The organism is Pseudomonas sp. AL03 (assembly GCF_029960815.1).
GTDB lineage: Bacteria > Pseudomonadota > Gammaproteobacteria > Pseudomonadales > Pseudomonadaceae > Aquipseudomonas.
This window is the reverse complement of the sequence record NZ_JASBRE010000001.1, coordinates 323,717-337,829: the sequence shown is the minus strand read 5'-3', so window position 1 is coordinate 337,829 and position 14,113 is coordinate 323,717. Positions and strand designations below refer to the sequence as shown.

The window sequence follows — 14,113 nt, the reverse complement described above, 5'->3', positions numbered from 1 at the left end:
CAATTATGCAAACCCGAACTTTGAAAAGATTGATCGCACCGTCCCTGTTGAGCCTGGCCATGTTCGCCGGGGCCACCCAGGCCGCCGCGCCACTGCGTCCGCCACAGGGATACTTCGCGCCGATTGAAAAAGTCAAAACCGGCGACAAGCGCGAAGGCTGTGATGCGATGCCGACGCCGTACACCGGCTCGCTGCAATTTCGCAGCAAGTACGAAGGTTCCGACAAGGCCCGTTCGACCCTGAACGAGGCATCGGAAAAAGCCTTCCGCGATACCACTGCCGACATCACCAAGATTGAGCGCGGCACCAGCAAGCGCGTAATGCAGTACATGCGTGATGGTCGCCCGGAACAGCTGGAATGCACCCTGAATTGGTTGACCGCCTGGGCCAAGGCCGATGCGTTGATGTCCAAGGACTTCAACCACACCGGCAAGTCCATGCGCAAATGGGCGTTGGGCAGCATGGCCTCGTCCTATATCCGCCTGAAATTCTCCGACTCGCATCCGTTGGCGAACCATCAGCAAGAGGCGCAACTGATTGAGGCCTGGTTCAGCAAAATGGCTGATCAAGTCGTCAGCGACTGGGACAACCTGCCGCTGGAAAAAACCAACAACCACTCGTACTGGTCCGCCTGGTCGGTGATGGCAACGTCCATCGCCACCAACCGCCGCGACCTGTTCGACTGGTCGGTGAAGGAATACAAAGTCGGCGTCAATCAAATCGACGCCGAGGGTTTCCTGCCCAACGAACTCAAGCGCCAGCAACGCGCCCTCTCCTATCACAATTACGCCCTGCCGCCCCTGGCGATGATCGCCAGTTTCGCTCAGGTGAACGGTGTGGACTTGCGTCAGGAAAACAACGGCGCATTGAAGCGCCTGGGTGATCGAGTGCTCGCGGGTGTCGAAGACCCGGAAGAATTCGAGAAGAAGAACGGTAAAGAGCAGGACATGACCGACCTCAAGGTCGACTCGAAATTTGCCTGGCTCGAACCGTTCTGCACGCTCTACACCTGCTCGCCGGATGTGCTTGAGAAAAAGCGCGAAATGCAGCCGTTCAAGACCTTCCGCCTCGGTGGGGATTTGACCAAGGTCTACGACCCGGCGAGTGAAAAAGGCAAAAAAGGCTCCTAGAGCCAAACGCAATACCCCTGTGGGAGCGAGCTTGCTCCGGGCGGCGCTCCGACGATGGTGGCCTGACATCCAACATCGATGTCGACTGACACTCAGTCATCGCGAGCAAGCTCGCTCCCACAGGGTCGGTGCAAGACGTGAGTTGAGTTGTATGCCCCCCGATTTCGGTGGGGGGTTTGGGGGGGCCGTTGGCCCTTGACTGTTGGTTAAACATGGAGAGACCGGGATGGTATTTTCATCCAACGTGTTCCTGTTTTTGTTCTTGCCGATCTTTCTCGGCATGTACTACTTAAGCGGAATACGCTATCGCAACCTGCTGCTGCTGCTCGCCAGCTACGTGTTCTATGCCTGGTGGCGTGTGGACTTCCTTGCGCTGTTCGCAGCCGTCACGTTGTGGAACTACTGGATCGGCCTCAAAGTCGGTGCCGCAGGCGTTCGGACCAAACCGGCACAGCGCTGGTTGCTCCTGGGCGTGGGCGTCGACCTGTGCATTCTCGGCTACTTCAAGTACGCCAACTTCGGCGTCGACAGCATCAACGCGATGATGACCTCGGTCGGTTTGTCGCCGTTCATCCTGACCCACGTGCTGTTGCCGATCGGGATCTCGTTCTACATCTTCGAGTCCATCAGCTACATCATCGACGTCTACCGTGGTGATACGCCGGCGACCCGCAACCTGATCGACTTCGCAGCGTTTGTGGCGATCTTCCCGCACCTGATCGCGGGTCCCGTGTTGCGTTTCCGCGACCTCGCCGACCAGTTCAACAACCGCACTCACACCCTCGACAAGTTCTCCGAGGGTGCCACGCGGTTCATGCAGGGTTTCATCAAGAAGGTCTTCATCGCCGACACCCTCGCGGTGGTGGCCGACCATTGTTTCGCCTTGCAGGACCCGACCACGGGCGACGCCTGGCTCGGCGCCCTGGCCTACACCGCGCAGTTGTATTTCGACTTCTCCGGTTACAGCGACATGGCGATCGGTCTGGGCTTGATGATGGGTTTCCGCTTCATGGAAAACTTCAAACAGCCGTACATCAGCCAGTCGATCACCGAGTTCTGGCGTCGCTGGCACATCAGCCTTTCCACCTGGTTGCGTGACTACCTGTACATCACGCTGGGCGGTAACCGCAAAGGTACGCTGATGACCTATCGCAACCTGTTCCTGACCATGTTGCTGGGTGGTCTGTGGCACGGCGCGAACATCACGTACATCATCTGGGGCGCCTGGCACGGCATGTGGCTGGCAATCGAAAAAGCCCTCGGCCTGAACACGTCGCCGCGCAGCATCAACCCGATCCGCTGGGCGCTGACCTTCCTGCTCGTGGTCATGGGCTGGGTGATCTTCCGCTCGGAAAACCTGCACGTCGCCGGTCGTATGTACGGTGCGATGTTCAGCTTCGGCGAATGGTCACTGTCGGAACTCAACGCGGCCAGCCTCACCGGTCTGCAAGTGGCGACCCTGGTGGTGGCTTACATGACCCTGGCGTTCTTCGGCATCCGTGACTTCTACACCAATCTGCCGCCTGAAAAGACCAAGCCTGTGGTGAACGTCGAGGCCGATGGCCCGGCCACCGCGACACCTGGAATGATCAAAGCCGTACCGGGCGACAACCCGGCCAGCATCCACGAACCTGGCTACACCGTTGGCGTTGAAGCGACCGTGCAACCGGCCTACTGGACCGCTGACTGGTCTCGTTACGTGATGCGCACGCTGGTACTGGTGTTGTTCATCGCCTCGATTTTCAAACTCTCGGCGCAAAGCTTCTCGCCGTTCCTTTACTTCCAGTTCTGAGGGATCTGACCATGACCCGCTCATTACGCATCCTCTACATCGCATTGTTCCTGCTGACCCTGCTGGTGCTGGGCGCGTGGTCCACGCGCAGTTTCTTCGGCTTTAACACCAGCGCCGAAACGACGGTGCTCAACGGCCGCTGGAGCAAAGCTGTGGAGACGCATTACGACGAGGAGTTCCCGATCAAGCGTCTGGGCACCAACCTTTGGGCTGCGCTGGATTTCAAACTGTTCAACGAAGGTCGTCCGGGCGTCGTGCTCGGTCGCGATCAGTGGTTGTACAGCGATGAGGAATTCCACCCGATCGTCAACGAAGAGCTGAACCTGCAAGGCAACTACGCGCTGGTCGAAGGCGTGCGCCAGGAACTGAAAGCGAAAGGCGTGAAACTGGTCATGGCGATTGTGCCGGCCAAGACTCGTCTGTACCCGGAACACCTGGGTGAAGTGAAGCCTTCGAGCATCCACGCCAACCTTTATGAGGACTTCCACGCTCATGTGGCGGCCAACAAGGTACTCGCTCCCGACCTGTTCGGTCCGCTGCTAAAGGGCAAACTGGACGGTCAGCAAGTGTTCCTCCGCACCGACACCCACTGGACCCCGGAAGGCGCGCAAATCGCCGCCGAGACCCTGGCGAAATCCATTACCGACAAATACCCGCTGAGCGGCGAGCCGCAACACTTCGTCACTGAACCTGCGGAGAAGGTGACTCACAAGGGCGACCTGCGCTTGTTCCTGCCGCTGGACCCGCTTTTCGAAAACCTGATGCCGAAGCCAGAGCCGTTGCAGAAGCGCAATACCGTTGCGGCGCAAGACCAGCCCGCCGGTGATGACGCCCTGTTCGCCAACACTGAAGTGCCGGTGGCCCTGATCGGCACCAGCTACAGCGCCAACCCCAACTGGAACTTCGTCGGTGCGCTGAAACAAGCGCTGAACAGCGACGTGGTCAATTACGCCGAAGACGGCCACGGCCCAATTCTGCCGATGCTCACCTACCTGAAAAGTGATGCTTTCAAGAACAGCCCGCCACAGGTGCTGATCTGGGAGTTTCCTGAACGTTATCTGCCTGTGAACAACGAAATCGGTGACGCCGACCCGCAGTGGGTCGCAGCGCTCAAAGAAGCCGGCGTTCGCCAACAAAACGTAGCCGCAAACACTAAATCCGAGACGCCCGACCGGGCGCAAAACTGAAAGAGAGAGGTACTTCCATGACTTTCACTACTACTCCTCGCCGTCTCGCCGCTCGCTCCTTGAAAGCAGTCGCACTCGTCGCTGGCATGAGCGTTCTGTCGATGTCCGCCTTCGCTGGCGACGCCGCACTCTACGGCCCGACCGCACCGAAAGGCTCAAGCTTCGTGCGTATCTACAACGCCGGTAACGCTGAAGTCAGCGCCACCGTCGGTACTACCAACCTGAGCGAAGTCGCGCCGCTGTCCAGCAGTGACTTCAGCTTCATGCCGGGCGGCGATTACAGCGCCAAGGTCGGCAGCCAGACCCTGCCGGTGAAACTGGCCGGTGATCACTATTACACCCTGGTCAACAACGCCAGCGGCGCGCCTCAACTAATCGAAGAGCCGCCGTTCAAAAACAAACAGAAATCCCTGGTTCGCGTGCAAAACCTCAGCGACAAGGCCCTGACCCTGAAAACCGCTGACGGCAAGACCGAAGTGGTCCCGACCGTGGCCGCCAAGGGCCGTGGCGAGCGTGAAATCAACCCGGTGAAAGTCAGCCTGGCGCTTTACGATGGCGACAAGAAAGTCGGCGACGTGAAACCGGTTGCCCTGGAACGCGGTGAAGCCGCCGTGCTGTACGTCACCGGCACCGGCAGCAGCCTGGCACCAGTCTGGGTAAAACGCCCGGTTTCGACGCGCTAATGAATTCGTCAGGACGGTGATCCCCTGTAGCAGCTGGCGAAGCCTGCGTCCGGCTGCGCAGCAGTCGTAAAACCGGCAAATATGGTCTTTCAGAAAGACCCGGTTGCCTGATTTACGACCGCTTCGCGCTCGAACGCAGCCTCGCAGGCTCGGCAGCTGCTACAGAGATCGGTGAAACGACCTGGCAACGGAATAAGAACAAGAGTGAAACGACAGAACGCAGTAGCTCTGACCCATACGATTTTCAAGGAGTAACAACATGATTCCGGTGATCTTGTCAGGTGGTAGTGGCTCACGTCTTTGGCCGCTTTCGCGTAAGCAATTCCCCAAGCAATTTCTCGCCCTGACCGGCGAACACACGCTGTTCCAGCAAACCCTGGAACGCCTGGTGTTCGAAGGCATGGACACCCCGATCGTGGTCTGCAACAAGGACCACCGCTTCATCGTCAACGAACAACTGGCCGCCCGTAAACTGGACACCCAGCGCATCCTGATGGAACCCTTCGGCCGTAACACCGCACCGGCAGTGGCGCTGACAGCGATGATGCTGGTCAACGAAGGTCGCGACGAGTTGATGCTGGTGCTGCCGGCCGACCACGTGTTGGATGACCAGAAAGCCTTGCAACGCGCGCTGGCCCTGGCCACCGTCGCCGCAGAAAACGGCGAAATGGTGCTGTTTGGCGTACCGGCCACCAAACCGGAAACCGGCTATGGCTACATCAAGTCGACCAATGATTCGCTGCTGCCGGAAGGCGTCAGCCGCGTCTCGCATTTCGTCGAAAAACCGGACGTGAAGCGCGCCACCGAATTCGTCGAGTCCGGCGGTTACTTCTGGAACAGCGGAATGTTCCTGTTCCGCGCCAGCCGTTTCCTCGAAGAGTTGAAAAAGCATGATCCGGACATCTACGACACCTGCCTCCTGACCCTTGAGCGCAGCAAACAGGATGCCGACACCGTCGACTTCGACGCCGCCACCTTCGCTTGCTGCCCGGACAATTCCATCGACTACTCGGTGATGGAAAAAACCCAGCGCGCCTGCGTCGTACCGCTGACTGCGGGCTGGAGCGATGTCGGCTGCTGGTCGTCGTTGTGGGAAGTGAATGAAAAAGACGCCAACGGCAACGTCACCAAAGGCGACGTGGTCATCCAGGACAGCAAAAACTGCATGATCCATGGCAACGGCAAACTGGTGGCGGTGATCGGCCTGGAAAACATCGTGGTCGTCGAAACCAAGGACGCCATGATGATCGCCCACAAGGACAAGGTCCAAGGCGTGAAACAGATGGTCAACACCCTCAACGGACAAGGCCGCAGCGAAACCCAGACCCACTGCGAAGTCTACCGTCCGTGGGGCTCCTACGACTCGGTGGACATGGGCGGCCGCTTCCAGGTCAAGCGCATCTCGGTCAAACCGGGCGCGTGCCTGTCACTGCAGATGCACCACCACCGCGCCGAACACTGGATCGTGGTCAGCGGCACGGCTGAAGTGACCTGCGACGAAAACGTGTTCCTGCTGACGGAAAACCAGTCGACCTACATCCCGATCGCCTCGGTCCACCGTCTGCGCAACCCGGGCAAGATTCCACTCGAAATCATCGAAGTGCAATCGGGCAGCTACCTGGGCGAAGACGATATCGAGCGGTTTGAAGATATCTACGGTCGCTCTACCCCAATCGACCGCGGCGTATCGGTGAAAACCATCGCGCAGTGATTGACCTGTAACACAAGAAGCCCCCGTCCAACTCGCTGCGTTTTCCCTATCCGCAGCGGGGTGGGTGGGGGCTTTTTTTCGTGTCAGCCGTGCGACATTTGCCGAGCAGGGGCTGACCTGGACATTCCATTCAGTGATTGTCGTCGTCCGGCGTAAGGCTTGGGTGCGACAAGTTCAATGAAATTCTGGTTTCGATTCAACGTCTGAACCACCTGCTGCGTCTGCGTCGAGAGCTCGGCGATACGCTCGAAGGTTTCTGAATCTGCACTACCGGAAACGGCGAATTCAGTTTTGATTGCCTGCATCCTGAACTCCAGCATATCGATCACTGCTGGCGTCTCGTCGTAAGCCTCGCTAAGTGATGTCGCGTTCAGTCCTTGCGATGCCTGGTAAAACTCCCGACCTGTCTTGATCAGACCCGGCGCTTCCGGCCCCAGCTTGCTGGCGACCTTTTTGACAGCCTTATCTACCACCGCAGTGATGACTTTTTTCCCCAATTGCTTTCGCCCTTCACGTGTCCGTGGGTCAATCGCTGACAGTTCAAGTTTTGCCGTCGCAAGACTGAGTTTCTTTTTGGGTTCAACACGCTCAATGAATGTTTTAGGGTTCATTTCGTTACCCTTGAAGTTGATCGGACGATCCAGTTGATAGGTGTCCACCACCTTGGAAATCAAAGCATCTGCTGCCTTGGAGCCGACTTTCGCCCCGACCTTTGCCCCTAGCGTTGCGCCCCCCGGACCTATCAACCCACCCAAGGCACCGCCCCCCGCCGCTCCCGCTGCCTCACTGGCAGTACTGAAAGCACTGCTAACAAGCTGGGTAGCGACTCGCCTGCCCAACGCTTTGAACCGATGCTGCGCATAGGTGTGGTTAAGCATTGAATTTTTGAGATCAGAAACGGCTCCTCCAACCGATGAGACCAAGGCTTGTTGCTTGTCCAGGCTCTCGCTCAGCTCCGAAGCCACGGTCCTCCCCCCACCGTCGCTATCGACATACGTCATGGGTGAGTTAACGACCATCTGATACAGATTCGGCCCATCGATGAACCCCTTGGGATCGGGATTAAGCCAGCGCTGCAACCAAGGCGCGTAATAACGCAGGCCGTAGTAATAAAGCCCTGTGGCATCTCGTTCCTTGCCCGAGTAACGAATGACTTTATAACTGACCTCAATCACATCATCCCCGGCAAACCAGGCCGTTGCGCCAAACGGGTAATAGATTTCCCGACTGATGATTCGCGCGGCATCCGCAAGCTCCAGCGTGCAGGAGTTCAGATGATCAACCAGGCTGTAGCGGTACTGATCGTTGGTCACGCCGGACGGCGGATCGGTTTCCCAATGCAGCACCCGAACACTATTGAGCCCGGCCTGCGCGGTGATGACCTGTAGCACCTTCCCGGTGCTACTGTCGGTGCGAATTTCCAGTCCCGGCAGGTAACGCGCTTCAGCCACCACGGTTCGGGCATTGGTCTGTAACGAGCGAATCTTGCGCACGCGCTGACCACCGCCATCGTAGACATAGAACTCCCGGTCATTGAGACCGGAGGCGCGCTCCACCGGGCTGACCGATTGCAACTGGTTACGCAGATTCCACGTCAAAGGTCGTCCCTGATCCAGCTCCAGCAAATTGCCCTTGGCGTCGAACGCAGTGGCGATTTCTTCTTCGGTGGGTGGCACACCGTTGCGCCAGGGCAGACAGCGATTGCTGTATCGGGCGGCTTTCAGTTCACGCCCCGGGCTTTGTGCGCCGACGTGCGTCAGTTTCAGCAGATTGCCGCCCTCGTCATAGCTGTAGACCTGGTGGTAGTTGCTGACCGCTGCCGGGTCGACCCGTCCCACCGATGCAGGTCCCTGATTCGCAGTCCCCGCCTCCCAACCAAAAGCCTCGATCAATTGGTAAAGGCTGTCGTAGATAAAGCGACTGACGGATCGATACGCTGATTGGCGAAGTAACGCACCGGCAGCGCCTTGTCCTCGATGCTCAGGACATTGCCCGTCCGGTCATAGTCGTAGATCAGATGCTGCAACATCCGAGCACCCGCGGCCTGCGCCTGACGCTCCATCAACACGCCGTCTTCAGCGCGGTAAAGCAGGGTTGTGTCTACAGCGTTGCCGGCAGTTTCGTGCGTCACTTTCCCCTCGGTGTTGTACTGGATATCGCTGACCAGCGTTTGCCACGTGGTCAGTCCCTGAAGTTGCAGACGCGTCTCACGCAAGCGACCGTCAAGGGTCAGGCTGAAGGCCTGGCGGTTGTCCTTGGCATCGATCTGTTCCAGTACGTCATTCAACGGACCGAAATGCCACGTCGAAGCGGCGCCCTCCCCCGGCTCAAGCAGGCGCTGACGATCGGCTTCCAACGCCGGCCAGTCAGGTGTAACAGGGTCCAGGGTGAAGTGACGGACTTGCTTCACGCATTGGCCGGTGATTGAAAAGGCCTCGAACAGCACCGTCCCTGCGGGGTCGTCATGGCGGATCAACTGGCCACATTGATTCCGCTCGCCATGATCGGGACCTCCATAGGCCATGCGTTCAACACAACGGCTTGGCTCCGCCCCGCCCTGCTCGAACACCGAAACGGGACGAAGCAGATCGTCGTACTCGACTTTACGGTGCGCACCTCGGCTGTCCCATCCCAGCAAAACCTCATTCCCCAGACCTGGCAGGTTGAGTTGCCAGCCGGCATCAACACTGTCAGTGAACAGCGCGTTACCTGACAGCGAAAACCCCGTCGTGAGGTTGGCGGGCGTCAGCGGTTCTTCTTGTTTCAGCGCCCAAAGCCGTGGATCCCACTGTTCAACCGCACGTCCTGCAGCATCGTAAAAGGTGCGGTTGATGCGTGCCTGAGTAGCAACGCCTTCGACCTCGCGCCAATAATCAACCGAACGGATCGGCAGTCCACGCGGGTCGACAACGGACAATCCGGGTGTTTTGTGGTGCATTCCCATCGTCAAGGCCTGCATGCCGGTGGCGTCCCTGTTTACGAGCGGTCATCTAACCGTTCGTGGACAAGCGTGGCTACTGTCAGAAATTACAGTGTCGACAAACGGTTAATACGGTGGAGTATGTCGCGTCGGTGAAACTATCGATTGATTGACCGGTAAGACAAGAAGCCCCCGTCCAAGCCGCTCCGTTTCCCTACCCGCAGCGGGTTGGGCGGGGGTTTTATCTTTTTTTGACCCATTTGGCTCCGAACTTGCTGGCGATCTTGGCGGAGCGCGGATTTATCGCCTCGGTTATAACTTTTGTAACTTTCGTACCTTTCGACACTAAATCTAATGACTGCACCGTCAAGTAAGTTCCTACTCCTCGCATTTGGGGTAATCGTCCCATCGAAGCATCGTTGCTCACTTCCTCCCCCGGTCGCTCCTCGGCACCCTGAGTGTCAGGGTGGACGACGGTTTGAACAACAGTTACTTCTGTCTTACCCTTTTCTGTAAAAGTGCTCAACTCGGTTAGCCCAAAAATTTTTCGCTGTTCGGGCAGCTTATTTTTATCCGCACTTTTCAGGACAGCAAAGAATCGTCGTTCGACAAAAGCATCAGGGTGATAATTCGGGGCATCCAGAGTGTTCGACTCCTCCACAAACGTGTCATTTGCGCTTCGCAACATGTAACCCGAGACACTTTCCCCCAGACTACTATTAGACTCTTCCCCTCCCACCTTTCTTTGTGGCAAAGCTTTCACGCGGCGACTATAAATATCCTTATAGTCCCTTAAATTTTTCTTTACTTCATCGCCACTCACCAGATACTTGCTCTCCATTCCAACCTCTACCACTTTAAAGTCATTTGACGCTTTGTACTTTCCCGATGCTTTATCAAAAACGCTGATCTTGCTCGTCAACATCGCCGCTTTCAGCATCAACTTCTGACTTAGCCCAACGTCCACTTCATAGTTTCCAGTCTTAGCTAACCCATTTGCATCCCAAAAAGTCACCGGATTATTAATAACCATTGCATAAAAATTCAGACCATCCACATTCCCGGCAGGATCGGGATTCAGCCACCGCTGCAACCACGGTATGTAGTATCGAAACCCATAGTAATAAAGCCCCGTCGCATCTCGCTCCTTCCCCGAATACCGAACGGTTTTGTAATCCCCATCGGTGTCGTTCGGGCCGGCAAACCAGGCGGTTTCACCAAAGGGATAATACGTTTCCCGACTGATGATTCGCGCATCGTCGGCGAGTTCCAGCGTGCAGGAGTTCAGATGATCAACCAGGCTGTAGCGGTACTGATCGTTGGTCACGCCGGACGGCGGATCGATTTCCCAATGCAGCACCCGGACACTATTGAGCCCGGCCTGCGCGGTGATGACCTGTAGCACCTTCCCGGTGCCACTGTCGGTACGCAGTTCCAGTCCTGGCAAGTAACGCACTTCAGCCACCACGGTGCGGGCATTGGTCTGTAACGAGCGAATCTTGCGCACGCGCTGACCACCGCCATCGTAGACATAGGATTCTCGATCATTAAGTCCTGAGGCGCGCTTCACCGGGCTGACCGACTGCAATTGGTTACGCAGATCCCATATCAAAGACCGCCCTTTATCCAGCTCCAGCAAATTACCCCTATCATCGAACGCGGCTGCGATTTCTACCTCGGTGGGCGGTACGCCGTTGCGATAGGGCAGACAGCGATTGCTGTACCGAGCGATTTTCAGTTCACGCCCCGGGCTTTGTGCGCCGACGTGCGTCAGTTTCAGCAGATTGCCGCCCTCGTCATAGCTGTAGATCTGGTGGTAGTTGCTGACTGCTACCGCATCGACCCGCCCCACAGATGCAGGGCCCTGATTCGCACTTCCCGCCTCCCAGCCAAACGCCTCGATCAGTTGGGACAGACTGTCGTAGACAAAACAACTGATCGGATCGATACGCTGATTATTGAAGTAACGCACCGGTAGCGCCTTGTCTTCGATGTTCAGCACATTGCCGATCCGGTCATACTTGTGGACCAGATGCTGTAGCAATCCGGCACGATCGCTGTACGCCCGTCGCTCCATCAGGCGACCGTCTTCAGGGCAATACATGAGGATCGTTTGCACCTCGTTACCCGCGACTTCATGTTCGACTTGCCCCCCGGCGTTGTAGCGGATATCGCTCACTAACGTTTGCCAACCGTTCTGGCCTTTTAACTGCGACCGGCTTTCGCGCAACCGACCGTCGAGGGTGAACTCAAAGGCCTGGCGGTTTTGCTTGGCATCGACTTGCTCCAGTACCTCGTCCTGCGGGCTGAAGCGCCAGCGTGTGGTGAAGTGAGCGTTTGATTCATCGCCCTCGAACAGTCGGGTTTGCTCAATACAATTGCCAGTGATGCTGAACGCCGTGAAGTTCAATTTACCTGCGGGGTCGTCGTGACGAATCAACTGTCCGTACTGGTTCTGCTCCTGACTGCCCTGATGAGGACTGCCATACTCCATGCGTTCGACACAACGTCGAGGCTCGTTGGCGCCTTGTTCGAAAACGGCCCCAGGACGAAGCAAGTCGTCGTACTCAATCTCACGGTGCGTACCTCGACTGTCCCAGCTCAGCAAAACCTCACTGCCAAGACCCGGCAGGTTGAGCTGCCAGCCGGCATCGACGCTGTCAATGCACAGCGCGTTACCCGACAGCGAAAACACCGTCATGAGGTTGGCGGGCGCCAGCGGCTCTTCTTGTTTCAGCGCCCAAAGCCGCGGATCCCACTGTTCAACCGCACGTCCTGCGACATCATGGAAAGTGCGATTGATGCGTGCCTGAGTAGGAACGCCTTCGACCTCGCGCCAATAATCAACCGAACGGATTGGCAGACCACGTGGGTCGACAACGGACAGTCTGGGTGTTTTGTGGTGCATTCCCATCGTCAAGGCCTGCATGCCGGTGGCGTCCCTGTTTACCAGCGGTCATCTAACCGTTCGTGGACAAGCGTGGCTACTGTCAGAAATTACAGTGCCGACCAACGGCAAAGGACCTTGATCGACGAATGTCCATTCCTTCGGCCCTTCGGTAGGATGGTGGTCATGAGTTCAAGGAGCGTTCAAACATGTTCATCGGCGTCCTGCTGGTCATCACCTGGCTGATTTTGTTGCTGCGTTACCCGGCCAAGGCGTTGCCGGTCTCCGTGGCAGCGGCCATCGGATTGGCGGTGGTGGCAACGTGGGTGATCTGGATGGACAACCGCGAGGTCAAGCAACTGGCGCGCCTGGAGCTGCGCATCACTTACGCGCCCGAACAGTGCCCGGCCGATCGCCCGCTGCAACTGAAAATGAACAACGGCAACGACGTGCCGCTGACCGAACTGCGCTGGCGCATCGCCGCCTATGCGCCGGGCGACACGGTCAATCTGGCCGACAATCAATACGCCGCACCGCGCTATCGCGGCCCCGGTGAACTGCAGGCCGGCGCGAACTGGGAAGACTGTTTGCCGCTGCCGCCGCTGCGTCCTGGTTATCGTCCGCAAACGCTGGAGTTTCGCGCCGAGCGTTTGCAAGGTAGTTTCTCCGACTAATTCCCTTTTTTTTGCACAAGGACCGCGCCATGCCCGTTGCGTTGATTACCGGTTGTTCCAGCGGCATTGGCCGCGCCCTCGCCGAGGTGTTCAAAAGTGCCGGTTACGAAGTCTGGGCCAGCGCCCGCAAGGCTGAAGACGTGGTGGCTCTGGCCGCTGCCGGTTTCACCGCCGTGCAACTGGACGTCAACGACGGTGCGGCACTCGAGCACTTGAGCGAGCGGATCAACCAGCAACATGGCGGCCTCGACGTGCTGATCAACAACGCCGGTTACGGCGCCATGGGGCCGTTGCTCGACGGCGGTGTGCCGGCCATGCAGCGGCAATTCGAAACCAACGTGTTCGCGATCGTCGGCGTCACCCGCGCCCTGTTCCCGGTGCTGCGCCGCGCCAAGGGTCTGGTGGTGAACATCGGCAGCGTGTCCGGGGTTTTGGTCACGCCATTCGCCGGCGCCTACTGCGCCTCGAAAGCGGCAGTGCATGCCTTGACCGATGCGCTGCGTATGGAACTGGCGCCATTTGGCGTGCGGGTCATGGAAGTCCAGCCGGGCGCCATCGCCTCCAGTTTTGCCAAGAATGCCGGCCATGAGGCTGAGCAGTTGATCACCGAGCAATCGCCGTGGTTTCCGCTGCGTGAAGGTATTCGCGCGCGGGCCAAAGCGTCCCAGGACAATCCGACCCCAGCCAGTGAGTTTGCTGCCGGTTTGCTCAAGGCTGTGCTGCAGAGCAAACCGCCGCGGCTGGTTCGTCTGGGCAATGGCAGCCGGGCGTTGCCGTTGTTGGCGGGGTTGCTGCCTAAAGGGTTACTGCAGTCGGGGTTGATGAAGCGGTTCGGGTTGCGCGGGCAGCTCTGAGACCGCGTCGACACGAACCGCGAGCAAGCCCACATGTTCGGTGGTGCTTTTTATGAGAGCGGTCTTGCCCGCGAAGGCGTCAGAACAGACTTTGCAGACTTTCAGGAAACAGCATGACCGACTACACCGAATACTTTTTTGCACGAGACACTGTGTCAGGGATAAAGCGATTGCGCATTGCCACCTGTTATTTCTGTCAGTAGACGGCTCACTGCCGTCAGTCACAGACTCGGGAGAGAGGAAGAACTCACAGACCGTGTGTCTTGTATGAGAAC

At 57.9% G+C, this 14,113-nt stretch carries 8 protein-coding genes and 1 pseudogene; 7 read left to right on the top strand and 2 right to left on the bottom strand.

Translation table 11 applies throughout. The annotated features are described in order from the left end of the window. Window positions 1-5: 5 nt before the first annotated feature. The 5 genes from QK293_RS01500 (at window position 6) to QK293_RS01480 (ending at window position 6,503) form a co-directional block, all read left to right on the top strand. Window positions 6-1,130 carry a mannuronate-specific alginate lyase gene (locus QK293_RS01500; protein ID WP_282375206.1) on the top strand — a complete coding sequence of 375 codons (1,125 nt, stop codon included), beginning with the start codon at window positions 6-8 and terminating at the stop codon, window positions 1,128-1,130. A gap of 226 nt (window positions 1,131-1,356) precedes the next feature. Then, on the top strand, window positions 1,357-2,922 hold the full coding sequence (locus tag QK293_RS01495) for an MBOAT family protein (RefSeq protein WP_282375205.1): 1,566 nt from the start codon (window positions 1,357-1,359) through the stop codon (window positions 2,920-2,922). An 11-nt stretch (window positions 2,923-2,933) separates the two neighbouring features. Continuing rightward, the gene (locus QK293_RS01490; protein WP_282375204.1) at window positions 2,934-4,109 is read left to right on the top strand and encodes an alginate O-acetyltransferase; all 1,176 of its coding nucleotides are present in this window, start codon (window positions 2,934-2,936) and stop codon (window positions 4,107-4,109) included. Between the two features lie 17 nt (window positions 4,110-4,126). Then, window positions 4,127-4,792, top strand: a complete 666-nt coding sequence (locus QK293_RS01485) for an alginate O-acetyltransferase AlgF (protein ID WP_282375203.1) — start codon at window positions 4,127-4,129, stop codon at window positions 4,790-4,792. Window positions 4,793-5,051: 259 nt separating this feature from the next. Beyond that, entirely contained in the window at window positions 5,052-6,503 is a 1,452-nt protein-coding gene (locus QK293_RS01480; RefSeq protein WP_282375201.1) for a mannose-1-phosphate guanylyltransferase/mannose-6-phosphate isomerase, read from the top strand. A gap of 83 nt (window positions 6,504-6,586) precedes the next feature. On the opposite strand, the pseudogene QK293_RS01475 reads toward QK293_RS01480, so the two are convergent. Both QK293_RS01475 and QK293_RS01470 read right to left on the bottom strand, forming a co-directional pair. After that, window positions 6,587-9,447 (bottom strand): annotated as a pseudogene (locus QK293_RS01475) (RHS repeat-associated core domain-containing protein). Between the two features lie 217 nt (window positions 9,448-9,664). Then, window positions 9,665-12,337, bottom strand: a complete 2,673-nt coding sequence (locus QK293_RS01470; RefSeq protein ID WP_282375330.1) for an RHS repeat-associated core domain-containing protein — start codon at window positions 12,335-12,337, stop codon at window positions 9,665-9,667. Window positions 12,338-12,519: 182 nt separating this feature from the next. Between QK293_RS01470 and QK293_RS01465 the strand changes: the two genes are divergently transcribed. Continuing rightward, on the top strand, window positions 12,520-12,984 hold the full coding sequence (locus QK293_RS01465; protein ID WP_282375200.1) for a multidrug transporter: 465 nt from the start codon (window positions 12,520-12,522) through the stop codon (window positions 12,982-12,984). Window positions 12,985-13,013: 29 nt separating this feature from the next. Continuing rightward, window positions 13,014-13,838 carry an SDR family oxidoreductase gene (locus QK293_RS01460; protein ID WP_282375199.1) on the top strand — a complete coding sequence of 275 codons (825 nt, stop codon included), beginning with the start codon at window positions 13,014-13,016 and terminating at the stop codon, window positions 13,836-13,838. Window positions 13,839-14,113: the final 275 nt, after the last annotated feature.

What these genes read in the sequence shown, in the direction of transcription:
- QK293_RS01485 (WP_282375203.1), top strand. Translation starts at nt 4,127, where the DNA reads ATGACTTTCACTACTACTCCTCGCCGTCTCGCCGCTCGCTCCTTGAAA.
- QK293_RS01465 (WP_282375200.1), top strand. Translation starts at nt 12,520, where the DNA reads ATGTTCATCGGCGTCCTGCTGGTCATCACCTGGCTGATTTTGTTGCTG.
- QK293_RS01460 (WP_282375199.1), top strand. Translation starts at nt 13,014, where the DNA reads ATGCCCGTTGCGTTGATTACCGGTTGTTCCAGCGGCATTGGCCGCGCC.
- QK293_RS01490 (WP_282375204.1), top strand. Translation starts at nt 2,934, where the DNA reads ATGACCCGCTCATTACGCATCCTCTACATCGCATTGTTCCTGCTGACC.
- QK293_RS01500 (WP_282375206.1), top strand. Translation starts at nt 6, where the DNA reads ATGCAAACCCGAACTTTGAAAAGATTGATCGCACCGTCCCTGTTGAGC.
- QK293_RS01495 (WP_282375205.1), top strand. Translation starts at nt 1,357, where the DNA reads ATGGTATTTTCATCCAACGTGTTCCTGTTTTTGTTCTTGCCGATCTTT.
- QK293_RS01470 (WP_282375330.1), bottom strand. Translation starts at nt 12,337, where the DNA reads ATGGGAATGCACCACAAAACACCCAGACTGTCCGTTGTCGACCCACGT.
- QK293_RS01480 (WP_282375201.1), top strand. Translation starts at nt 5,052, where the DNA reads ATGATTCCGGTGATCTTGTCAGGTGGTAGTGGCTCACGTCTTTGGCCG.